Annotated in this window: 20 protein-coding genes; 12 read left to right on the plus strand and 8 right to left on the minus strand. The window is 60.8% G+C overall.

Going from position 1 to position 20,576, the window contains the following annotated elements:
• Window positions 1-138 precede the first annotated feature (138 nt).
• Window positions 139-960: a CoA ester lyase gene (locus CGZ77_RS09090; RefSeq protein WP_009426911.1), complete on the minus strand. Its 822-nt coding sequence runs from the start codon at window positions 958-960 to the stop codon at window positions 139-141.
• Between the two features lie 185 nt (window positions 961-1,145).
• On the opposite strand from CGZ77_RS09090, the gene CGZ77_RS09095 reads away from it, so the two are divergent.
• Window positions 1,146-1,532, plus strand: a complete 387-nt coding sequence (locus CGZ77_RS09095; protein WP_036496494.1) for a RidA family protein — start codon at window positions 1,146-1,148, stop codon at window positions 1,530-1,532.
• A gap of 49 nt (window positions 1,533-1,581) precedes the next feature.
• Here the strand turns inward: CGZ77_RS09095 and CGZ77_RS09100 are convergent, their stop codons facing one another.
• The gene (locus CGZ77_RS09100; protein WP_009426913.1) at window positions 1,582-2,340 is read right to left on the minus strand and encodes a TatD family hydrolase; all 759 of its coding nucleotides are present in this window, start codon (window positions 2,338-2,340) and stop codon (window positions 1,582-1,584) included.
• 325 nt (window positions 2,341-2,665) lie between these two features.
• Here CGZ77_RS09100 and CGZ77_RS09105 point away from each other — a divergent pair, with 325 nt between their 5' ends.
• The gene (locus CGZ77_RS09105; RefSeq protein ID WP_009426914.1) at window positions 2,666-3,301 is read left to right on the plus strand and encodes a glutathione S-transferase family protein; all 636 of its coding nucleotides are present in this window, start codon (window positions 2,666-2,668) and stop codon (window positions 3,299-3,301) included.
• 202 nt (window positions 3,302-3,503) lie between these two features.
• Here CGZ77_RS09105 and CGZ77_RS09110 read toward each other — a convergent pair whose 3' ends face one another.
• The 4 genes from CGZ77_RS09110 to CGZ77_RS09125 all read right to left on the minus strand — a co-directional run bounded on the left by CGZ77_RS09110 (window position 3,504) and on the right by CGZ77_RS09125 (window position 8,887).
• On the minus strand, window positions 3,504-4,406 hold the full coding sequence (locus CGZ77_RS09110) for a Dyp-type peroxidase (RefSeq protein ID WP_009426915.1): 903 nt from the start codon (window positions 4,404-4,406) through the stop codon (window positions 3,504-3,506).
• A gap of 134 nt (window positions 4,407-4,540) precedes the next feature.
• On the minus strand, window positions 4,541-6,232 hold the full coding sequence (dld, locus tag CGZ77_RS09115; protein WP_009426916.1) for a D-lactate dehydrogenase: 1,692 nt from the start codon (window positions 6,230-6,232) through the stop codon (window positions 4,541-4,543).
• 86 nt (window positions 6,233-6,318) lie between these two features.
• On the minus strand, window positions 6,319-8,301 hold the full coding sequence (tkt, locus tag CGZ77_RS09120) for a transketolase (protein ID WP_009426917.1): 1,983 nt from the start codon (window positions 8,299-8,301) through the stop codon (window positions 6,319-6,321).
• 139 nt (window positions 8,302-8,440) lie between these two features.
• Window positions 8,441-8,887: a cytochrome c gene (locus CGZ77_RS09125; protein ID WP_009426918.1), complete on the minus strand. Its 447-nt coding sequence runs from the start codon at window positions 8,885-8,887 to the stop codon at window positions 8,441-8,443.
• Between the two features lie 86 nt (window positions 8,888-8,973).
• On the opposite strand from CGZ77_RS09125, the gene CGZ77_RS09130 reads away from it, so the two are divergent.
• The gene (locus CGZ77_RS09130; RefSeq protein WP_009426919.1) at window positions 8,974-9,723 is read left to right on the plus strand and encodes an SDR family oxidoreductase; all 750 of its coding nucleotides are present in this window, start codon (window positions 8,974-8,976) and stop codon (window positions 9,721-9,723) included.
• A gap of 189 nt (window positions 9,724-9,912) precedes the next feature.
• Window positions 9,913-10,200 (plus strand): hypothetical protein, encoded by a 288-nt coding sequence (locus CGZ77_RS09135; protein WP_009426921.1) that lies wholly within the window; start codon window positions 9,913-9,915, stop codon window positions 10,198-10,200.
• A gap of 64 nt (window positions 10,201-10,264) precedes the next feature.
• Here the strand turns inward: CGZ77_RS09135 and CGZ77_RS09140 are convergent, their stop codons facing one another.
• Window positions 10,265-10,921 (minus strand): MarC family protein, encoded by a 657-nt coding sequence (locus CGZ77_RS09140; RefSeq protein WP_094031133.1) that lies wholly within the window; start codon window positions 10,919-10,921, stop codon window positions 10,265-10,267.
• Here CGZ77_RS09140 and CGZ77_RS12110 point away from each other — a divergent pair.
• From CGZ77_RS12110 to CGZ77_RS09165, 6 genes are all read left to right on the plus strand, one after another.
• Window positions 10,901-11,077 carry a hypothetical protein gene (locus CGZ77_RS12110; protein WP_157058145.1) on the plus strand — a complete coding sequence of 59 codons (177 nt, stop codon included), beginning with the start codon at window positions 10,901-10,903 and terminating at the stop codon, window positions 11,075-11,077. The two genes, CGZ77_RS09140 and CGZ77_RS12110, sit on opposite strands and share 21 nt — an antisense overlap.
• 9 nt (window positions 11,078-11,086) lie before the next feature.
• Window positions 11,087-11,722 carry an alpha/beta hydrolase gene (locus tag CGZ77_RS09145; RefSeq protein ID WP_009426924.1) on the plus strand — a complete coding sequence of 212 codons (636 nt, stop codon included), beginning with the start codon at window positions 11,087-11,089 and terminating at the stop codon, window positions 11,720-11,722.
• 373 nt (window positions 11,723-12,095) lie between these two features.
• Window positions 12,096-13,727 carry a Pycsar system effector family protein gene (locus tag CGZ77_RS09150; protein WP_232304406.1) on the plus strand — a complete coding sequence of 544 codons (1,632 nt, stop codon included), beginning with the start codon at window positions 12,096-12,098 and terminating at the stop codon, window positions 13,725-13,727.
• An 88-nt stretch (window positions 13,728-13,815) separates the two neighbouring features.
• Entirely contained in the window at window positions 13,816-15,555 is a 1,740-nt protein-coding gene (locus CGZ77_RS09155; RefSeq protein ID WP_094031222.1) for a bifunctional alpha/beta hydrolase/class I SAM-dependent methyltransferase, read from the plus strand.
• A gap of 76 nt (window positions 15,556-15,631) precedes the next feature.
• Window positions 15,632-16,933 carry a phosphatase PAP2/dual specificity phosphatase family protein gene (locus CGZ77_RS09160; RefSeq protein WP_036496532.1) on the plus strand — a complete coding sequence of 434 codons (1,302 nt, stop codon included), beginning with the start codon at window positions 15,632-15,634 and terminating at the stop codon, window positions 16,931-16,933.
• Between the two features lie 39 nt (window positions 16,934-16,972).
• Window positions 16,973-17,353, plus strand: a complete 381-nt coding sequence (locus CGZ77_RS09165; RefSeq protein ID WP_009426930.1) for a hypothetical protein — start codon at window positions 16,973-16,975, stop codon at window positions 17,351-17,353.
• A 338-nt stretch (window positions 17,354-17,691) separates the two neighbouring features.
• Here the strand turns inward: CGZ77_RS09165 and CGZ77_RS12655 are convergent, their stop codons facing one another.
• Window positions 17,692-18,747 carry an HlyD family secretion protein gene (locus CGZ77_RS12655; protein ID WP_036496503.1) on the minus strand — a complete coding sequence of 352 codons (1,056 nt, stop codon included), beginning with the start codon at window positions 18,745-18,747 and terminating at the stop codon, window positions 17,692-17,694.
• A 199-nt stretch (window positions 18,748-18,946) separates the two neighbouring features.
• Here CGZ77_RS12655 and CGZ77_RS09175 point away from each other — a divergent pair, with 199 nt between their 5' ends.
• Together CGZ77_RS09175 and CGZ77_RS09180 are read left to right on the plus strand one after the other, a co-directional pair.
• Complete coding sequence (locus tag CGZ77_RS09175) at window positions 18,947-19,543, plus strand: phospholipid-binding protein MlaC (protein ID WP_009426934.1); 597 nt, start codon at window positions 18,947-18,949, stop codon at window positions 19,541-19,543.
• Between the two features lie 154 nt (window positions 19,544-19,697).
• Entirely contained in the window at window positions 19,698-20,312 is a 615-nt protein-coding gene (locus tag CGZ77_RS09180) for a bacteriohemerythrin (protein ID WP_036496534.1), read from the plus strand.
• The last annotated feature ends 264 nt before the right edge of the window (window positions 20,313-20,576 follow it).

Raw genomic sequence — 20,576 nt, forward strand, 5'->3', positions numbered from 1 at the left:
TGTAAAACATGGTCTTAATCCGTCTGTGTATGAAAAAAGCCGTCTGAAAAACCGGTGCGCCGTGCGGCGGCGGGTTTTTCCAGACGGCCTTTGGCGTTGTGTTTTTCAGACGGCCTCAGGGTTGATTGCCAACAGCCCCTACATCCTGCCGAGCAGCTTTTTCGCCCGCGCGATAACGGGCGCGTCCACCATCCGTCCGTCTACCTGAAACACCGCCGACGGGTTGCGTTCGGCTTCGGCCAGCACTTTTTCGGCGAAGGCGGTTTCCTCTGGCGCGGGCAGCATCATCAGCTTGGTAACGGCCACCTGCCTGGGGTGGACGCACAGCATGCCGCCGAAGCCCATGTCGCGCCAGAAACGGGTAAAGGTGCGCAGGCCGTCGTTGTCGGCAAGATCGGGGAATACGGTTTCTATCGGCGGGTGCAGGCCGTTGAGGCGGCTGTGCAGCAGAAGCTCGATGCGCAGATGGTTGAAAAAGGTGTCGGCGGCGGGGGTGCCGTGCGTCAGCCCCAATTCGCCGCACAAATCGAGGCAGCCGTAGGAAAGCGCGTGCAGCCCCTGCGCGAAGGCCAGCTGCGGCAGGTTGAGCATGCCTTTGGCCGTTTCGATGGCGGCGATAACCGGTTTGCCGCATTCGTGGTGCACCGCCGTGATGTCGGCGGGGCGCTCGGTTTTCGGCAGCACCACGCCCTTTACCGCGTCCAGCTGCGAGAGCGCGGCCAAATCGGCGGCAAAGCGGGGAGAGGAGGGCGCGTTGATACGCAGCCACACCGGACGGGCGGCGGGGTCGGCGCAATAGGCTTCCATATGGCGCACGGCATCGGCTTTTTCGTTTTCGGCCACCGCGTCTTCCCAGTCCACCACCACCTCGTCCGCACCGATGCCGAAGGCTTTGGGTATCCGCTCGGGCTTGTTGCCGGGAACGAACAGAAAGATTTTCGGTAGGGGCTGGTCCAGCATGGGCTTTCCTTTGTTGCGCGGAGCGTGCCGCCGCGTTTTGGCTTGGTTGGGGCTTTGTTTTCAGAAACGTCGTTCCCGCGTTGATGCCCGAAAGGGGTGCAGGCGGGAGCGGCCTGACGGCCGCTGTCTCGGTTTCGGTTAAAAAATGTTACTATACGCTACTTTTATGCGAAAGGACTTTAACGATGGCCAAACAAATCATCCACACCGACCAAGCCCCCGCCGCTATCGGCGCATACAGCCAGGCCGTGCGCGCGGGCGACACCGTTTACCTGAGCGGCCAGATTCCGCTCGATCCCGCCACCATGACCGTCACCGGCGGCGGCGATTTCCGCGCCGAGGCGCATCAGGTGTTCAAAAACCTGCGTGCCGTGGCCGAAGCGGCGGGCGGCTCGCTCGACCAAATCGTCAAACTCAACGCCTACCTCACCGACTTGGACAATTTTGCCGTGTTCAACGAAGTGATGGCCGAATATTTCGCCCAACCCTTCCCCGCCCGCGCCGCCGTCGGCGTGGCCGCGCTGCCCAAGGGCGTACAGGTGGAGGCCGAAGCGGTGCTGGTGCTGGCGTAAACAGCTGCCCGCAAGGATCGGAGGCCGTCTGAAAGCCCGTTTGGCAGTTTCAGACGGCCTTTGGGTTTTCCAGCAGCTGCGACGCATTGTTTTCCGCAGCCTCGGCAAGTTCCGTCAGGCCGATGCCGCGCAGGGTGCAGACGGTTTGGGCGATGGTGCGGATGTTGGCGGGGGTGTTGGCGGCGTCTTTGAGCATAAACGGGCTGTCGGTTTCCAAAACCAGCGAGGAGAGGGGCAGTTCGGCGGCGGCGCGGCGGGCTTTTTTGGCCGAAGGATTTAGCAGCAGCGAGCCGATGCCGATTTTCAAGCCTTGGCGGATAAAGGCGTGCGCTTCTTCGAGGCTGCCGGAAAAGGCGTGGACGGCGCCACGCCGTATGCCGTGTTTTTGCAACAGGCACAGCAGATCCGCGCCCGCGCGGACGTTGTGCAGCAGCACGGCGCGGCCGTGTTGCGCGGCCAGATCGAGTTGGGCGGACAGGATGGCGCGCTGCGTCTGCCGTGCGGCATCGTCGGCTGCGTGCCGGTAGTCCAAACCCGCTTCGCCGACGAGGGCGTGCGCGTGGCGGCTCAGCAGGGCGTCGAGCTGCGATATGTCCGCCGCGCCGTGGCTGTCGGCAAACCAGGGATGGATGCCGATGGCGGGGACGATGGCGGGTGCGGCCAGCGCGAGCACGCTCTGCCAGTCGCCACGGCCGGTGGCGGGCACGAAAAAGCGCGTGACGCCCGCCGCGGCGGCCTGCGCCAGCACGGCGGGAAGCCTGGCGGCCAGTCGGGAATCGGCAAGGTGGGCGTGGGTGTCGGTGAACATGGTTTCGCTATGGGTTGGCGGAGGCCGTCTGAACTGAGGAACGGAGCTTTCAGACGGCTTCTTGCATCTGAATAAGGCCGTCTGAAAACAGGCGGGTCGGCTGGGCATATTTGTCCTGCGCTTGGGAAAGGGCAGGGCAACGGTATGCGGAGGCCGTCTGAAAACAAATGGGGCGGCTTGGGCGCATTTGCCCGCTGTTTGAAGCCGATGCCTGTGTGTAAAAAGGCGGTGTGGCGGAACGGTATTTTCCCGAAAACGAAATCTGCGGGCAATGCCGACGTCCTGTCTGCTATCATCGCCGCTTTCCCACCACACACAGGAGCGCATGATGCCTAACCCCGAACTCACCCTTTACACCACTCCCTTTTCGCGCGGCACCTATGCCGTGTGGATGCTCAAAGAATGCGCCGCGCCGTGCACTATTGTGCCGCTGTCCTCCGCCAAGCTGCACGAAGCGGACTATCTGGCCGTCAATCCCTTGGGCAAAGTACCCGCACTCAAAGCCGGCGGCACCATACTCACCGAAACCATTGCCATCATCACCTATCTGGCCGAGCAGTTTCCCGAGAAAAACCTGATTCCCGCCGCCGGAAGCATCGAGCGCGGCGAATACTACCGCTGGCTGTGCTTCAGCATCCAGCTCGAATACGCCTGCATGGACAAATTCTTCGACCGCCCGTCGGACCATCCGAGATTCCACACCGGCATCGGCTACGGCAGCTTCGAGGAAGCCTTCGGCGTGCTGCGCAAGCATTTGTCCGAACACGACTATATTGTCGGCGGCCGCTTTAGCGCACTCGATTTGTACTATGCCGCCCTCCTGCTGCACTTTTCCCGCAACATGCAGGTGCTCGATGCCGATCCGGTGTTCGCCGCCTATATCGAACGCCACACCGCACGTCCCGCTTTCGCCGAAACCATGGCCTGGGCGCAGCAGACGGCGGCACAGTTGGGCGAATAGGCAGCCCGAATACCCTAAAGCAGCCTGAAAAGCGGTTTTACCGCGTTCGGGCTGCTTTTTATGTTTTCAGACGGCCTTATCCAAAACAAAAGGCCGTCTGAAAAGCGGAAGCGGCTTTCAGACGGCCTTCTGTATCTGAATGAGGCCGTCTGAAAACCCGTTTTGATGTTTTTCAGACGGCCTTTCGGGCTTTTTGCGCGTTTTACAAATCGGCCAGCCGCTCGATGCTCGGGGCGTAGTAGTAGGCGCTGCGTACGGCTGCGGACATGTGTTTCAGCAGCAGGTCGATTTTGCCGTCTTTGTCGCCGAACATGAATTTGAGCTGTTCGTCGATGTTGTGCAGGGTGGCGCAGTAGGCGATGAATTGCAGGCCGTGTTCGCCGCTGATGTAGCCGAAGGGCAGGCTGCGGCGGACGATTTTGAGGCCGGCGCCGTTTTCTTTGATGTTGGTGCGGCCGAGGTGGGAGTCGGGCAGGCGGTCGGCGCGGGCAAATTCGATGTTGTCGGCTTTGCTGCGGCCGACGGCCTGCTCTTGTTCGGCGACGCTGATGCCGCTCCATTTTTTGAGATCGTGCAGGTATTTTTGCAGGACGATGTAGCTGCCGCCCGCGTCGGGTTGGTCTTGGGCGATGGTGCCGATAGCGGCGATTTTTTCTTCGCCGTGCGGGTTTTCCGTGCCGTCGACAAAGCCGTCGAGGCCGCGCTCTTCGGGCATGCGGAAGCCGTGGGTTTCGTTTTCGATGCGGATGCTGTTGCCGAATGCGGCGGCAACCTGTTCGGCCAGCAGGTAGTTGAGGCCGGTGTGTTCGGACTGGATGTGGATCATGAGGTCGCACTGGGTGGCGGGACAGAGGCCGTTACCCAGGGGCATGAATGGGCGGATTTCGCGGCCTTCGTTTTCGTGGCCGAGGCTGTGCCAGAAATCGGCGCCGAAGGCGATGGTCATGCCGAGTTTGTGGTCGGGGAAGCGGCTGCGGCAGTCGTCGAGGGCGGCGAGGGCTTGGCGGCAGGCGGCTTTGGTCTGTTCTTTGTCGAGCACGTCCGCTTCTATATAGATGGCGGCGGTGATGGTGTCGGGGATGATGGCGGTTTGCGGGGTGCCCATATTGGTTTCCTTTTGCTTGGGTTTGTGGAAGCGGCGGCCGTCCCCGCCTTCGCGGGGATGACGTTTCTGAAAAAGGGGTTTTCCGTTTTCAGACGGCCTTTGGTTTGGCGGTGGAAAAAGGCCGTCTGAAAGCCTTACTCTGCCCAGTTTTTCTTTTTCGAGGTGTGGCCGATGCCGGGGTTGAAGCTGTTGGTGGGGTCGAGTTTGCGGTAGAAGGCTTTGAGTTCGGGCTTGGCTTCGTAGAGGTGGCCGACGTTGTGTTCGGCGGGGTATTGCGCGCCGCGTTTGTCCAAGAGGTGCAGCATTTCGTGTTCCAGTGCCATGCAGTCGTGGCCTTTTTTGACGATGTAGTCTTGATGGAAAACGTGGCACATAAAGTGGCCGTAGTAGAGCTTGTGGCTGATTTTGCTGTTGATTTCGTCGGGCAGGGTTTCAAACCAGTCTCTGTCGTCGCGGCGCAGGGCGATGTCGAGGGCGACGATGTCTTCGACTTCTTTATCGTGTACGGCTCGGTAGCGCACGGCGGCGGAGGCGGCGGCAAAGCGGTGCAGCATGGCGGCTTGGGTTTCTTCGGCGTTGCACTCGAAATATGCGCCGCTGTGGTTGGCGAAGTAATTTTTCAGAAACGCGCGGGCTTCTTCCACGCCTGCACCGCCCATTTTGAGAATCAGGTGGTGCTCATAGCGGTCGCGGTAGTCGCGCAGGGATTGCGGCAGGTGCTGCGGCATGAAGCGGCTGGCAAACTGCATGGCTTTGTCGGTGAAGTGTTTGGGCAGAAACGGGATTTTTTTGCCGATGCGGTCGGCGCGGGCTTTGAGGTCGAACAGTTTGGGCAGTTGGTGGGTGCCGAATTTTTTGATGGCGTAGAAGGTGTCTTTGCCATATACGGCGGCGATGTCGAACGCGTCGCGGTGGATGTATTCGCCGGAAACGGGCAGGCTCTGGAACTCGGAGAGTGCGGCGCGGCGGATGTCGGTGAGTTCGTTGATGTCGTTGGTGCCGATGTAGAACACGGCGGTATGGTTTTCCTGCGGGAAGGTGTCGAGGCGCACGGCAAACACCATCAGTTTGCCCGCGCAGCCGCTGGCTTCGTAGTGGCGGGCGGGGTCGGCGTTGAAGCGGGCGGCGGTGGGCGCGTCCACTTGGCGCACATGGTCGCAATAGGCGTGGTCGTGGCCTTTGCCGGCGTTGGGGTCGATGTCTTTTTGCTGGTAGTGCCAGCCTTGCAGGTTGTTTAAAATTTCTTCGGGCGTGCTGCCCAAATCGATGCCGAGGTGGTTGACGAGGTTCAGACGGCCTTCGCTGTCGATTTCGGCAAACAGTGCCATTTCGGTGTAGGCCGGGCCGCGCTGCACCAATGCGCCGCCGGAGTTGTTGCACACGCCGCCGAGTACCGATGCGCCGATGCACGACGAGCCGATAACGGAATGCGGCTCGCGCCCGAGCGGCTTGAGCAGCATCTCAAGCCGGTTGAGCGTGGCGCCGGGCAGGCAGACGACTTGTTCGTTGCCGTTAATCGGCTGGATGATGTCGATGCGCATGGTGTTGACGATGACGATGTCGCGGTCGTAATCGTGGCCGCTGGGAGTCGAGCCGCCGGTGAGGCCGGTGTTGGCAGCCTGGGTGATGACTATCACGTCGGCGGCGACGCATTCCTGCAAAATCTGCCACATTTCCAGCAGCGTGCCCGGCCGCACCACCGCCAGCGCCTGCCCTTCGCCGAAGCGGTAGCCCTGGCGGTATTGTTCGGTTTTGGCAGGGTCGGTGATGATGTGTTTTTGGCCGACGATGCGGGTGAGGTTTTCGATTAACTGCGTGGCGTTCATGATTTTTCCTGTGTTGAGGCCGTCTGAAAAGGTTCAGACGGCCTGTTGCTGCTTTGTTTAAACGGATTCGGACGTTTCAGACGGCCTCAGAGAACGGATTTCACCGTAGCAACCAGGTTTTCCGTGGTAAAGCCGAACAGTTTGAACAACTCGTCGGCAGGGGCGGATTCGCCGAAGCGGTCGAGGCCGAGTACTGCGCCGTTGGTGCCGACGTATTTGTACCAGCCGTCGGACACGCCTGCTTCTACGGCGACTTTGGGCAGGTTGTCGGGCAATACGGCGGCGCGGTAAGCCGCGTCTTGGCGGTCGAACACATTGGTTGAGGGCATGGACACCACGCGCACGGCGATGCCTTCGGCGGCGAGGGTGGCTTGCGCGTTCAGGGCCAATTCAACTTCCGAGCCGGTGGCGATAATCACGGCTTTGGCTTCGCCTGCCGCTTCGGAAACGACATAGCCGCCGCGTTTGATGTTTTCAAGCTGTTCGCTGCTGCGCGGCAGGAATTTCAGGTTTTGGCGGCTGAAAACCAGCGTGCTGGGGCGGTCGGCGGCTTTGGCGGCTTCGGCCCAGGCTACCAGCGATTCGGCGGTGTCGCACGGCCGCCATACGTCCATGTTGGGAATCAGGCGCAGGGTGGCGGTTTGCTCGATTGGCTGGTGGGTCGGGCCGTCTTCGCCCAGGCCGATGGAGTCGTGGGTGAACACGAAGATGGGGTTGATTCTCATCAGCGCGGCCATACGCAGGGCGTTGCGCTGGTATTCGCTGAACATGAGGAAGGTCGCGCCGAAGGGGCGCACGCCGCCGTGCAGCGACAGGCCGTTCATGATCGCGCCCATGCCGAACTCGCGCACGCCGTAGTGGATGTAGTTGCCGCCGCCGTTGCGGGTTACGGATACGCTGTTTGACCAGTCGGTGAGGTTGGACGGGGTCAAGTCGGCCGAGCCGCCCACCAGTTCGGGCAACTCTTTGGCAAGGATTTCGATGCTGTTTTGGCTGGCTTTGCGCGTGGCGATGGTTTCGCCTTTGGCGCAGACTTCCTGCAAGGCCGTCTGAACGTAGGCATCGAAGTTGTCGGGCAGTTTGCGCTCCATACGGCGCACGAACTCGGCGGCCTCGGCGGGGAATTTGGCTTGGTATTGTGCAAACAATTCGTTCCACGCGGCTTCGAGTTTCGCGCCTTTTTCTTTGGCGCTCCAAGCATCGTAGATTTCCTGCGGGATTTCAAACGCGCCGTAGTTCCAGCCCAAATGTCGGCGCGTGGCTTCGATTTCGTCCGCACCCAAAGGCGCGCCGTGGGTTTTGTGGCTGCCTTCTTTGTTGGCACTGCCCTTACCAATCAGGGTTTTGCAGCAAATCAGCGAGGGCTTGCCGCTTTCGGCGCGGGCGGCTTCGATGGCCGTCTGAATCGCGGCAGTGTCGTGGCCGTTGACGTTGGGCACGACGTGCCAGCCGTAGCTCTCGAAACGCGCAGGGATGTTTTCGGTGAACCAGCCGTCGACTTTGCCGTCGATGGAGATGTTGTTGTCGTCGTAAAGCACAATCAGTTTGCCCAAGCCGAGCGTGCCGGCCAGCGAACAGGCTTCGTGCGACACACCCTCCATCATGCAGCCGTCGCCCATGAAGACATAAGTGTAGTGGTCGACGATGTTCAGGCCGTCTTTATTGAACTCGGCGGCGAGGATTTTTTCTGCCAAAGCCATGCCCACGGCGTTGGCAATGCCTTGTCCGAGCGGGCCGGTGGTGGTTTCCACGCCGTCGGTGTAGCCGTATTCGGGGTGGCCGGGGGTTTTGCTGTGCAGCTGGCGGAAGTTTTTCAAATCGTCGATGCCGAGGTTGTAGCCGGTAAGGTGCAGCAGGCTGTAAAGCAGCATCGAGGCGTGGCCGTTGGAGAGGATAAAGCGGTCGCGGTTATAGAATTTGGGATTGGCCGGGTTGTGGTTGAGAAACTGCGTCCACAATACTTCGGCCATTTCGGCCATGCCCATCGGCGCGCCCGGATGGCCTGAATTGGCTTTTTGAACTGCGTCGGCGGAGAGGAAACGGATTGCGTTTGCCAGAGGGGAAGTCATCGGAATACCTTTGTTTTTGCGGCGTGGAAAGGGCGCGATTATCCGCGTTTTCAGACGGCCTTTCAAGGATAGGAGGCCGTCTGAAAACGCAGCTCCAACGAAGTGAAAACGGCTTTCAGACGGCCTCTGTTTCGGATTTTTATTTCGGACGGCGGTAGCTGTCGTGGCAGGATTTGCAGCTTGCGCCGGCGGCGGAATAGGCGGCTTTGATATCGTCCAGACTGCCGCCCTGCGCTTTGGCGTTCAACTCGGCCACGGCGGCGAGAAAGGCATCCTGCTCGCGCTTGAAGGCCTCGGGCTGCTGCCACACGGCGGGCAGGGCGTCGCCGTTGCCCTGCGGGTCGTTTTGGAAGTGCTCGAAAGGTTTTTGCGCGGCATCGGCGAAGGCGGCGGCATAGGCTTGGAATTTGGCGGCGTTGTAGGTTTCGTCGCCCTTCACCATTTTGCCCATGGCCGAGAATTCGGGCATCATCCGTTTGAAGGCGGCGCTGCGCTCCTGCGAGGCCGGCCCTTTCGGTTCGCCCGCAGGCTGTCCGCCGCAGGCGGCGAGCAGGAGCAGCAGGGCGGCCGCTTTGAGTGGGTTCATGTTTGTTCCTTAATTATTTGATGTTTTTAGGGGCGCGCATGATACCTGAAAATCCGATTTAAATTGTTTATGAAGGAGTTGGGAAAATGGCGGTTTTGATTACCGGCGCGTCGGCCGGATTCGGCGAGGCGATGTGCGCGGCGTTTGTGCGCGCGGGTTATAAAGTGATCGGGGCGGCGCGCCGTCTGCCGCGTTTGCAGGCGATACGGGAGAGTTTGGGCGCGGATTTTTATCCGCTGCAAATGGATTTGGCCGACAGATCTTCGATAGCCGCCGCGCTGGCGCAGCTGCCGCCCGAATTTGCCGAAATCGACTGCCTGATTAACAACGGCGGCCTTGCCCTCGGCCTCGACGCCGCGCACGAAGCGGATTTTGCCGACTGGGAAACCATGGTTGAAACCAACATCCTTGGCCTGGCCTATCTGACGCGGCAGGTGCTGCCGCAGATGGTGGCGCGGCGCGGCGGCTATATCATCAATATCGGCTCGATTGCGGGCACGTATCCCTATCCCGGCGGCAATGTCTACGGCGCGACCAAGGCTTTCGTGCGCCAGTTTTCGCTGAACCTGCGGGCGGATTTGCAGGGCACGGGCGTGCGCGTGAGCAATATCGAACCGGGGCTGTGCGGCGGTACGGAGTTTTCCAATGTGCGCTTCAAGGGCGATAACGTGCGGGCAGAGCAGGTGTACGCGGGCACGCAGTATGTCAACGCGCAGGACATCGCCGACACGGCGCTCTGGCTCTACACGCGCCCGCCGCACATGAATGTGAACGCCATCGAAATCATGCCGACGGCGCAGGCTTTCGGCGCGCTGCCGGTGTGGCGGGAAGGGTAGGGTTTTAACAATCGACACTCAGGGCATCAGGCCGTCTGAAAAGCCGTTTGGTGCTTTCAGACGGCCTCTTTGGTTCGGAAAGCGCAAACGTTTACGCGCGGGCATGACAAGGCCGTCTGAAAAAAGCCGCGCTTTGGCCGCGTCTGCCGCTGCCGTATAATCGCGCTTTTTTCAGACGGCCTCAACGATATGAGCAAAGAACTTCTCGGACTGTTTTTCCTGCCTGCGGGCGTGTTTGCCATGTGTGCCGCCGGTTTGTGGCAGATGTATGTGGTGATGAATGAGAGCTACACGCTCAACCGCTTCCAAGACCGCCGTTTGGTGTGGGTGGTGGCGGCGATGTTTTTCAGCTTCAGCCTTGCCGTTTATGTGTTCTGCCCGAACGCGCGCAAAAAGGGCATTGTGTTTTTCCTGCTCGGCGGCATCGGGCTGGCGATGTATGTGCTGGCGCGGCTGTGGCTGCCGTGGAAGGCATGAAGCATGGTGTGCAAAAAGGCCGTCTGAACGTTTTCAGACGGCCTTTTCCTTTGCGGATGCGCGTTCAGTTGAGCAGGGGAAACGCGCCTTTCAAGCCTGCAATCAGCATCTGCGTGCCGATAACGGCCAGTATCAGACCCATCATCCGCGTCACCACGTTCATCACGTTTTTGCCCAAGAGGCGGGTGATTTTCGGCGCGAAGACAAAAAGGGTGTAGGTAATCAGACAGAGCAGCGAGAAGGCGGCCACCACCACCACGGTGCCCGAGAGCGAGTCGCCCGCCGAGAGGTTCATGGAGGTGGCAATCGTGCCCGGCCCGGCCAGAAGCGGCGTGCCCAGCGGCGAAATGGCCACGTTCATTTTTTCCTCGTAACACATGCCAGAAGAGGGCGCGGCGTCGGCCTGACCCGGCTGGCGGTGCATCGGCGAGCGGTTGCCCTGCACCATATGAAAGCCGATCAGAAAGACGAGGATGCCGCCGGCGATACGCAGCGCGGGCAGGGTGATGCCGAACATTTCGAAGATAAAGCGTCCGGCAAAGGCGAATACGGCCACGATGGTAAAGGCAATCAGCAGCCCTTTGCGTGCCACAGCCCGCGCCGTGCGGCGGTCGTCGCCGTCGGTGAGGCTGAGGTAGACCGGCAGGCTGGACACGGGGTTCATGATGGCGAAAAAGGCCATAAAGGAAAGGCCGAACTGATGCAGATAGTTTTCAAACATGGCAGACGGGTGTGCGTGAAAAAAACGGCGGATTATACCGTTTATCCGCCGCAGCGGGCGCGCGGCAAAACGGCGGCAGGCCGTCTGAAAGCCGCCGCCGCGCCCGATGGACAAACCCGCGCCGCCGCCCGTACAATCCCGCGCCCCGAACGATAAGGAACAGACATGACCCCTCCCGAAACCATCGCCATCCCCGGCCCGGCCGGCGTTCTCGAAACCATCTACCTGCCCGCGCAGGGGGCGGAGCAGGGCGTGGCCGTGATCAACCATCCCAATCCCCTGCAGGGCGGCACGAATACCAACAAAGTGATTCAGACGGCCGCCAAGGCGCTGGCGAAGCTGGGTTTCCACTGCTACCTGCCCAATCTGCGCGGCGTCGGCGGCAGCGGCGGCGGACACGATTACGGGCGCGGCGAAACCGACGACTGCTGCGCCGTTGTCTCGTTTGCCCGCAGCCGCCATCCGCAGGCGGCCAAGCTGGCGATTGCCGGTTTTTCCTTCGGCGGCTATGTCGCCCTGTTTGCCGCGCAAAAATGCCCGCCCGACCTGCTGCTGCTGATGGGGCCGGCCGTGCGCCATTACGAGCGCGAACGCGAACCCGACGCGCCGCATCCCGAACGCACGCTGCTGATACACGGCGAAACCGACGAAGTCGTCGCCCTGCAGCAGTCGCTCGACTGGGCGGCGCCGCAGGACATTCCCGTGGTCGTGCTGCCGCAGGCCGGACATTTTTTCCACGGCAAACTGATCCAGCTGCGCGATGCCGTGCTGCGCTTCGCACCTGCCGTGTTAAGCCGCTGAACAGGAGTTGGGTGCATCAGAAGCCGTCTGAAAGGCATAAAGCCTTTTTCAGACGGCCTTTTTTGCGCCTGCTCCTTTTGAGGCCGTCTGAAAGGGCGTCTTTGCTTTTTGCCTACACTGTCCTGCAATAAGTAAATTATTCCCAACAAAGCCGGGAGTAATGTCGTAATCATTTAGAATCGGCCGCACAGTTATGTTGTTACAGCCCCAAATTATTTCCCACAAATCATTTTGGAGAATCTGTATGAATACCGAATATCAGGACAACGCATTCCCCGCAGACAACGCCGTCAGCCCGCCCGGCGCAACAGTCGAAACCCCCGCCGCCGACATTCCCGAAACGGCGGATCTGCCGCCGCCCGCGCAGGATGAGATGCAGGAAGAGCCGTCTGAAAAGGCGGCCAAGCGCAAAAAAAGCAGGAAAAAAGCCAAAGCCGCCGATAATCCCGAAGCGCTTATGGGCACCAATAAAGGCGTGGAAACCATGTTCCGCAACGCCGTGCGTTCGGAAATGGAGCTTCTGGCGCTGGCGGCCACCAAAGCCAATATCATGATTTCCCTCAACGGTTTTATCGTTTCCGCGCTGATGATTTCCGGCGCGTTCATCTTCTCGTCTTCCCCCGAATTTCTGATTCCCGCCAGCACCTTTATGGTAACCGCCGCCGCGTCGATCGTGTTTGCGCTCTTGTCGGCCTCGCCCGAGCGCATCGGCCGTTTGCGCGCCATGCGCGAGTGGGTGAAAGACCTGTTCCGCCGCCGCGCGTCGCTGCGCGATTTCAAAACGCGCGTGTGGCGCGCCGAAACGCGCTTTTTCAGCGGCGAACCCAACGTGCTGATTTACGAAGACCGCGTGAAAATCCCGCGTGAAGAGCACTGGCAGAAAATGCAGGACGTGATGAACGACCGCAAACAGGTTTACCAAAAAATGAGCGACCACCTTTACTGGCTCGGCCTCTTGGCGGACAAACAGTTCAAATACATCAATCTCTCCTACGCCGTATTCCGCTGGGGGCTGCTCGCTTCGCTGGCGGCGTTTATCGGCGTGAAAACCATCCCTTCGCTCTCCGCCGCGCAGCAGAACGATTTGGCCGAACTGCGCACCATGGGCATCAATATGTTCAACGGCGTGTACGAGCCTTCCGCCGCCCAGCAGCTGCCCGACGGCCGCATCATGGTGGCCGAAGACGAACCCAACCACGCTTTCAGCATCTTAAGTATCGACAAAAACGGCAATTTCGTCGAAGACGAAGCGCTGGACACCCGCATCGTCAAAGGCTTCAAACGCAAGCTCAACGACCTCGAAGCCATGACCCGCGACGACGAAGGCTTTATGTACGCCATGACCTCGCACTCGCGCAACCGCAAAGGCCAGCGCTCGCCCGACCGCGAACACCTGATGCGCTTCAAAGTGCAGGGCGGCGAGATTGTCGGCCTCACCAGCTACGACGGCTTAACCGACGTGCTGGAGCAAGACCGCAATCTGCACGATTTGATCCGCGAACGCACCAGCGCGGAAATTTCCTTCGACGAAATCAACATCGAAGGCTTGGCGTTCGACCCCGTAAAAAAACGGCTGGTGTTGGGCTTCCGCGATCCCGAGTTCAACAACATGGCCTTGATCGCCTTTATCGCCAATCCGAAGGAAGTGATGGAGAAAAACGCCAAACCCGAGTTTGACGAAGTGGCCGTTCTCGATATCGACGGCGGCGGCATCCGCTCGCTCAACTACGATCCCGTGCTCAAAGCCTTTATCATCGCCAACGAAGTCAAAGGCGACACCGGCGAAAAATCCTCGACATTGTGGAAATGGAGCGGCAAACCGACGGACGAACCGCAGAAAATCAACCTGCCCAACCTGCACCACATGACCAACGTCGAAGCCGTCGATTCGGTGAACATCAACGGCCAGCAGCGTCTCCTGCTGATGTCCGACGAGGGCGACGCCAAGAAAAAAATGACCGCCAAATACATGCTGGTCGATTACAACCAGATCGGCCGCGACTGATGCGGCAGAAAGGCCGTCTGAAACTTCGCTTTCAGACGGCTTCCGTATGCCCGTATACTCTTTCTTTTCCGACAGGAGCCTTATTGCCATGGAACAGCACAACACCTTCACCACCCAAGACGGCACAGAGCTTTTCTACCGCTACCGCCCCGCCAAAAACGGCAGCAGCGGCAAAGCCGTCGTTTTGTTCCACAGAGGACACGAACACTCCGGCCGCATGATGTTTCTGGCCGACGAATTGGGTTTGGACGACTTTGCCTTTTTCGCCTGGGACGCGCGCGGCCATGGCCAAAGCCCCGGCGAACGCGGCGACAGCCCGGGCATCGGCACATCGGTAGCCGACGTTGACGACTTCATCCGCCACATCGGCACGCAATACGGCATCGCACCCGAAAACATCTGCATCATCGCCCAAAGCGTGGGCGCGGTGCTCGTGTCGGCCTGGCTGCACGACTACGCACCGAAAATCCGCTGCGCCGTGCTCGCCTCGCCCGCGTTCAAAGTCAAGCTTTATGTTCCCCTCGCCCGCAGCGGCCTCAAACTCATGCACAAATGGCGCGGCAATTTCTTTGTCAACAGCTACGTCAAATCGCATTACCTCACCCACAACAAAGCACGACAGCAAAGTTACGACAGCGACCCCCTCATTGCCCGCGCCATCTCCGTACGTATTCTGTTGGGGCTTTACGAAGCGTCCGAGCGCGTCGTTGCCGACGCACAGGCCGTTACCACGCCGGTACAGCTTCTGATTTCCGGCAGCGATTGGGTGGTGCACCACAAGCCGCAGCACGATTTTTACAACCGCCTCGGCAGCCACATCAAAGAACGCCACATCCTCAAAGGCTTCTACCACGACACACTAGGCGAAAAAAACCGCGAAACCGCGTTTAAAGAAATCCGCCGCTTTATCCGCGAACGCTTCGACGCACCGCCCGACATCCCCGACCGCACCCGCGACCACCTGTACAGCGAAAGCCGCCGCGAAGCCGACGAACTGTCCACACCGCTGCCCGCCCTCTCGCTGCGCGGCCTCTACTGGCGCGCCTACCGCGCCATGCTCGATTTGGGCGCGCGCTGGAGCGAAGGGCTCAAAATCGGCAAAGCCACCGGCTACGACTCCGGCAGCACGCTCGACTACGTTTACCGCAACAGCCCGCAAGGCAGCAACATCATCGGCATCACGGCCGACAAACACTACCTTAACGCCGTAGGCTGGCGGGGCATCCGCCAACGCAAAACCAACATCGGCAAAGCCGTTCAGACGGCCTTTGCCATCTTGCGCGGCGCAGGCAAACCCGTACACGTACTCGACATTGCTTCCGGCCACGGCCGCTATGTGCTCGATGCACTCTCCGCCGATGCCCTGCCCGACTCCGTGCGCTTGCGCGACTACAGCCTGCTCAATGTCGAAGCCGGCCGCCGCCTTATCGCCGAACGCGGCCTGCAAGACACCGTCAGCTTCGATCAGCTCGACGCGTTCGACCGCGCCAACTACCAAAACCTCACGCCGCGCCCCACGCTGGGCATCGTCTCCGGCCTGCACGAGCTTTTCCCCGACAACGACCTCGTTATGCGCTCGCTGCGCGGTTTCGGCGACGCACTCGAAGACGGCGGCTGCCTCATCTACACCGGCCAGCCCTGGCACCCGCAGCTCGAAATGATCGCCCGCGCCCTCACCAGCCACAAAGACGGCAGCCCCAACTGGGTGATGCGCCGCCGCAGCCAGCAGGAAACGGATCAGCTTGTCGAAGCCGCCGGTTTTGAAAAAATCCGCCAATGGACTGACGACGACGGCATCTTCACCGTCAGCCTCGCCGTAAAAAAATAAGCCGTGTCGCCGGTGTAAAAAGGCCGTCTGAAAACCCCATTTGTCCTTTCAGACGGCCTCAAACCTCGAAATCATCATGAAACCCGCCTTCCAAACCTCCGCCGCCAAGCTCGCCCTCGCCGGCATTCTGTTTTACACCGGCTACGGCCTGGCAAACTTTCTCGCCTCACGCCGCGCGTTTGTGCCCGAAATCGTGTTTGACTGGGAGCGGGGCATTCCGTTTTGGGCGTGGACGATTGTGCCGTATTGGTCGCTCAACCTGATGTATGCGGCGGCGTTTTTCCTGTGCCGCACCACGCGGGAGCAAAACCGCTATCTCGCGCAATTGGCGGCGGCGCAGATTGCGGCGGTAGGCTGTTTTTTACTGTTTCCCCTTCGGTTTTCATGGCCGAAGCCGCCTTCAGACGGCCTTTTCGGTGTTCTGTTTGCCTCGCTGGCCTCGTTTGACCAACCCTACAACCAAGCCCCGTCGCTGCACATCGCGCTTACCCTGATTGTCGGCGCATTTTATTGGCACAGGTTTCCCAAAATCCGCCTGCCGCTGGCGTGCTGGCAGAGCCTGATTGCGCTGTCGGTACTCGCCACCTACCAGCACCATTTCATCGACATCCCCACCGGCGCGCTGCTGGGTACGCTGGTGTTGTGGGCATGGCCGTATCGGGGGCAAAGCCCGTTCAGACGGCCTGATGCCGCAGGCCGTCTGAGAGACCGCCGCATCCGCGAACGGCAGCTCGGCGGCCTCTATCTCATTGGCGCTGCTGCCGCCGCCCTGCCCGCCTTATCCGGCGGCGCGTGGCTGTGGACGCTGTGGATAAGCGCGGCACTGCTGTTGTGCGCTTTCGCCTATTTTTCAGGCAATCCCGCCGCGTTGCAAAAACAGCCCTCCGGCAAATTTTCGCCCGCCGCCGCATGGCTGCTTCTGCCCTATCTTATCGGCGTGCGGCTCAACATGGCCTTCTGGCTGCGCGGCCGGGCGCGTTCGACGGAAATTTCAGACGGCATCCATATCGGCAGCCTGCTCGACGCACCGCATTTTCCCGCCGTACTCGACCTTTGCGCCGAATATCCCGCCCGCCACCGCGCCGCTTATCTCACGCTGCCGCTGTCAGACCTTGTTACGCCGTCTGAATCCGAACTCGTCCAAGCTGCCGAAACCGTCGAAAGCCTGCGCCGCCAACACGGCCGCGTATTGGTCTGCTGCGCGTTAGGCTACGGCCGCAGTGCCGCCGCCGCGCTGACCTGGCTCACCGCCTACGGCGGCCGCACACCCGAACAGGCCGCCGCGCTGCTGCAGGCTGCCCGCCCCCAAGCCCTTATCCGCCCCGATGCCGTTCAAGCCGCCGCAGCGGCCGCAGGCCGTCTGAAAAAGGCCGTCTGAACCGTTTTCAGACGGCCTCAATCCGGAGAAAGAACCGATATGCACGACGATAGCGCCGTTTCCCTCATTACCGCCCGCCTGCTCGCCACCGCTTCCTACACCGCCGCCGCCAACGCGCTGATTGCGGCGCTGTCCGCCTTTTACGGCGGCGGCTGGTTTGCCGTGCAGGCCGCTTTGGCCGCGGCGCTAGTCTTCTGCCATGTCCGCACCGCCTTTGACTGCCGCGTGTTTGCAGATTTCGCGCAAGGCCGCTACACGCCCGAAACCTTCGACCAAACCCTGCGCGAAACCGGCCTGCGCCGCCGCGTTTCAGACGGCCGCAGCATGGCGCACCGCGCGGCGGGCGCATTGTCGCTGTGGCGCACAACCCTGTACCTCACGGCAGCGCAGCTGGCCGTTCTGGCGGTACAGGCCGTCTGAAACCTGTCGGAACAACAGAGTCCCCTCTCCCGCTTGTACCCCTTCGGGGCATAAACGAAACGGCGAGGGCTGGGGTAGGGAGTTGCGCCGCTGCGGCAACTTCTGCGGAGCGGCGGAATAAAAGCAGTTCTGCGAACTGCCACCCCCACCCCAACCCTCCCCCGCGCTTGGGGCGCAGGGGAGGGAGTCAGGTATGCAGTGGGATTTTCGGTTTCAGACGGCCTTTTTGCTTGCCTGCACGGTTTCCCGCGCGGCACACGCCTGATAAAACGGTAGAGGCCGTCTGAAAGCTCCGCTGCGGGGTTTCAGACGGCCTCAACGCGCAGGCGCGTGCAGTTTTATTGCGGCAGTTTCACGGCCAGATCCTGCGGCCAGGCGGCGGTTTCGTCGGTTTTGACGAAGCCGTTGCCGGTCATGCCGCCTTTGAGCAGGCGGTTGTGGCGCAGGGCGGTGTCGGCGGGGATTTTCAGTTTCACTTTGAACATCAGTTTGGCGCGTTCGTTTTCGGTTTCCACCGACTTGGGCGTGAACTGGGCTTCGGCGGCGATGAATGAGATTTTGGCGGGGAAGACGGCGTCGATGCCGTCGAGGCGGATACGTGCTTCGCCGCCGACTTTCAGGCGGCTCATGGCAGCGGCGGGCAGGAAGATGTTCATCGAGACGTCGGCGGGGTCGAGCAGGCTGGCGATTTTCGAGCCGGCGGCAACGACGCTGCCGACTTCGGCGATTCTGTATTCCAGCCGTCCGTCTATCGGTGCGCGGATGTTCATGTCGTCGTTGGCCGAACCGGCGGCCTTCACGGCGGCGGCGGCCTGTTGCGCGGCGGCCTGTGCTTCGCTTTCGGCAGCACGGCTTTGGGCGACGGCGGCCTGTGCTTCGGCGCGGGCGGCTTCGGCGGCTTTGACGGCGGCCGAAGCGCGTTCGTAATCAGCATGGCGGCGTTCGGTTTCGGCGGGGGAGACGAGTCCGTCGGCCTGCATTTTGCGCGCGTTGTCCCATTCCATTTTGGCGACGCGCTGCTGTTGGCGGGCGGCTTCGCTGTTGGCTTCGGCTTTGGTTACGGTGCGCAGGGTTTGTTCTTGGGCGGCGCGGGCGCGGCGGACGCTGCCTTGGCGCAGTCGTTCGGCGGCCTGTGCTTCTTCGAGGCGGCTGCTGCTGGTTTCGGAGGAGAGTTCGGCGAGGATGTCGCCCGCTTTGATGTCGGTGCCTTCGTCAAAGGGCATGGCGCGGACGCGGCCGGGGTAGAGGGTGGCGACGTCGAGGCGGTTGAGTTCGAGGCGGCCGTTGGATTGGGCGATGCCTTGGGGCAGGGCGTCGCTCTGCCGGTGGTGATAGAGATAGGCGCCTGCGGCGAGGGCGGCGGCCAGGGCGGTCAGTAGGGCGGTTTTTTTCACGGGATGCGTCCATGCGCGGCAAAGGAAGCGCCGATAATATAACCGCCGCCGCAGCGGGGCAAGGCCGTCTGAAAGGCGGGATTGCCGTTTTTAACTTCGTTGAAGCTGCGTTTTCAGACGGCTTTTGCGCGGCGCGGCGCGGGCTGGTAGAGTATGCGGCGTTCCGGGTGTGCCCGGAAAACGGAAGAAAGGATAGCTTATGTTTGCATACCGTTATGCAGTATGCGCCGTTCTGGCCGCGGCGCCCGCCGTGCAGGCGGCGGAAAACCATCCCGCGCAGCAGCAGGTGCGCCGCAATATCGAGGATGTGTTGGGCATTGTGAAAAACGCGTCGCTGGACGAGCAGCAGAGAATCCGCCGCGTGGAGCAGTATGCCGACCGCTTTTTGGATTACGAGCGGCTCTCGGCAATGGCCGTCGGCCAGCCGTGGCGGCAGTTTGACGCGCGGCAGAAGCAGGAGTTTGTCCGTGCGTTTAAAGACATGCTGATCAGGATGTATGCCCGTTCGGCGATGATGGGCGCGCGCCGCGCCGAGGTGAAGGTGCTGCCGAAAATAACGGAACGCGGCGGCAAAACCGACGTTTATTCCGAAATCCGCACGCCCGAGGGCAAAAGATACGAGGTGGCCTACCAGCTCTATCCGAGCGGCGGGGTGTACAAACTCTACAATATCCAGGTGGACGGTGTGGGCATCGTTACCGTCTACCGCAACCAGTTCGGCGAGCTGATCGCGCAAAAGGGCATCGACGGCATGATCGAAACGGTGAAAAACAAGGGTTTGAAACGGGCGGATTAGCCGTGTTTCCCAAGAGGCCGTCTGAAATCCGGAAACCGGGTTTCAGACGGCCTCTTTAATTGCGCGGACGCATTGTTTGACCTGGATTAAGGGCGTTTTGCGCCATGCCGCTAGAATGGCGCGTTTTGAAAAACAACAACAACGGGAAAACGCCATGAACTTTTTCGACTGGACGTCGGATTTGGACACCGGCATCGGACAGGTGGACGAGCAGCACAAAATCCTTGTGCGCTGCCTGAACGAACTTTACGAAGCCAACCAAAACAAAGACACCGCCGCCGAAGGGCGGATTATCGGCGACCTGATACGCTACACCGTCGAACATTTCGCCGACGAAGAAAAACTGATGGACGACGCGGGTTACCCATTGAGCCGCCAGCACAAGCAGATACACCGCCGCTTCGTCGACAAAGTGGGCGAAATGCAGACCGCACACAGCCGCGGCGGAGACATCGGGCAGGAGCTGCTCGATCTGCTGCAATCCTGGCTGTTCACCCACATCAGCCACCACGACCGCGGCTTTATCCCCGTCGTGCAGAAATATCTGGCGCAGCGGCAGAAGGAGCAGGACGAATTGGCCGCCGAACGTGCCGTCAACGCCGCATTCGCCCAACCGCGCCGCCACGCCCATGCCGCGTTCGCCACCCTCGCCGACGACGCGCCCGCGCCCGATAAGGCTGCCGCCGCAGAAGGGCAGGGCGGCCGCGAAGACACCGACCTGTTCGCCAAAGCGCGCCGGAACATTCAGAACCTGAAAATCTGGCGCTGAAAACGGATGCAAGAGGCCGTCTGAAAGCGGGTAAACCGGCTTTCAGACGGCCTCAGTCTGCCGCGCTGTTGCTTTTCGGCTCACAAGGCGGCAATATCCGCAGCTTTGGCCGAATCCGTTTGCCCCCGCGCAAGGCCGCCCATATAATACGCCGCTTTTTTATAGCGAAACAAAACAGAAAATCTACGGCGTTGCTGCGCCTTGCCGTACTACTTGTACTGTCTGCGGCTTGCTGCCTTGTATCTTTCCCATTTTGTTTCACTA

The sequence above is a fragment of the Neisseria sp. KEM232 genome (assembly GCF_002237445.1).
GTDB lineage: Bacteria > Pseudomonadota > Gammaproteobacteria > Burkholderiales > Neisseriaceae > Neisseria.

Coding starts and splice junctions, on each gene's coding strand:
- CGZ77_RS09145 (WP_009426924.1), top strand. CDS start 11,087: ATGACCCCTCCCGAAACCATCGCCATCCCCGGCCCGGCCGGCGTTCTC.
- CGZ77_RS09150 (WP_232304406.1), top strand. CDS start 12,096: ATGCAGGAAGAGCCGTCTGAAAAGGCGGCCAAGCGCAAAAAAAGCAGG.
- CGZ77_RS09165 (WP_009426930.1), top strand. CDS start 16,973: ATGCACGACGATAGCGCCGTTTCCCTCATTACCGCCCGCCTGCTCGCC.
- CGZ77_RS09100 (WP_009426913.1), bottom strand. CDS start 2,340: ATGTTCACCGACACCCACGCCCACCTTGCCGATTCCCGACTGGCCGCC.
- CGZ77_RS12110 (WP_157058145.1), top strand. CDS start 10,901: ATGCAGATAGTTTTCAAACATGGCAGACGGGTGTGCGTGAAAAAAACG.
- CGZ77_RS09105 (WP_009426914.1), top strand. CDS start 2,666: ATGATGCCTAACCCCGAACTCACCCTTTACACCACTCCCTTTTCGCGC.
- CGZ77_RS09090 (WP_009426911.1), bottom strand. CDS start 960: ATGCTGGACCAGCCCCTACCGAAAATCTTTCTGTTCGTTCCCGGCAAC.
- tkt (WP_009426917.1), bottom strand. CDS start 8,301: ATGACTTCCCCTCTGGCAAACGCAATCCGTTTCCTCTCCGCCGACGCA.
- CGZ77_RS09130 (WP_009426919.1), top strand. CDS start 8,974: ATGGCGGTTTTGATTACCGGCGCGTCGGCCGGATTCGGCGAGGCGATG.
- CGZ77_RS09110 (WP_009426915.1), bottom strand. CDS start 4,406: ATGGGCACCCCGCAAACCGCCATCATCCCCGACACCATCACCGCCGCC.
- CGZ77_RS09155 (WP_094031222.1), top strand. CDS start 13,816: ATGGAACAGCACAACACCTTCACCACCCAAGACGGCACAGAGCTTTTC.
- dld (WP_009426916.1), bottom strand. CDS start 6,232: ATGAACGCCACGCAGTTAATCGAAAACCTCACCCGCATCGTCGGCCAA.
- CGZ77_RS09180 (WP_036496534.1), top strand. CDS start 19,698: ATGAACTTTTTCGACTGGACGTCGGATTTGGACACCGGCATCGGACAG.
- CGZ77_RS09125 (WP_009426918.1), bottom strand. CDS start 8,887: ATGAACCCACTCAAAGCGGCCGCCCTGCTGCTCCTGCTCGCCGCCTGC.
- CGZ77_RS09175 (WP_009426934.1), top strand. CDS start 18,947: ATGTTTGCATACCGTTATGCAGTATGCGCCGTTCTGGCCGCGGCGCCC.
- CGZ77_RS09095 (WP_036496494.1), top strand. CDS start 1,146: ATGGCCAAACAAATCATCCACACCGACCAAGCCCCCGCCGCTATCGGC.
- CGZ77_RS09160 (WP_036496532.1), top strand. CDS start 15,632: ATGAAACCCGCCTTCCAAACCTCCGCCGCCAAGCTCGCCCTCGCCGGC.
- CGZ77_RS09135 (WP_009426921.1), top strand. CDS start 9,913: ATGAGCAAAGAACTTCTCGGACTGTTTTTCCTGCCTGCGGGCGTGTTT.
- CGZ77_RS09140 (WP_094031133.1), bottom strand. CDS start 10,921: ATGTTTGAAAACTATCTGCATCAGTTCGGCCTTTCCTTTATGGCCTTT.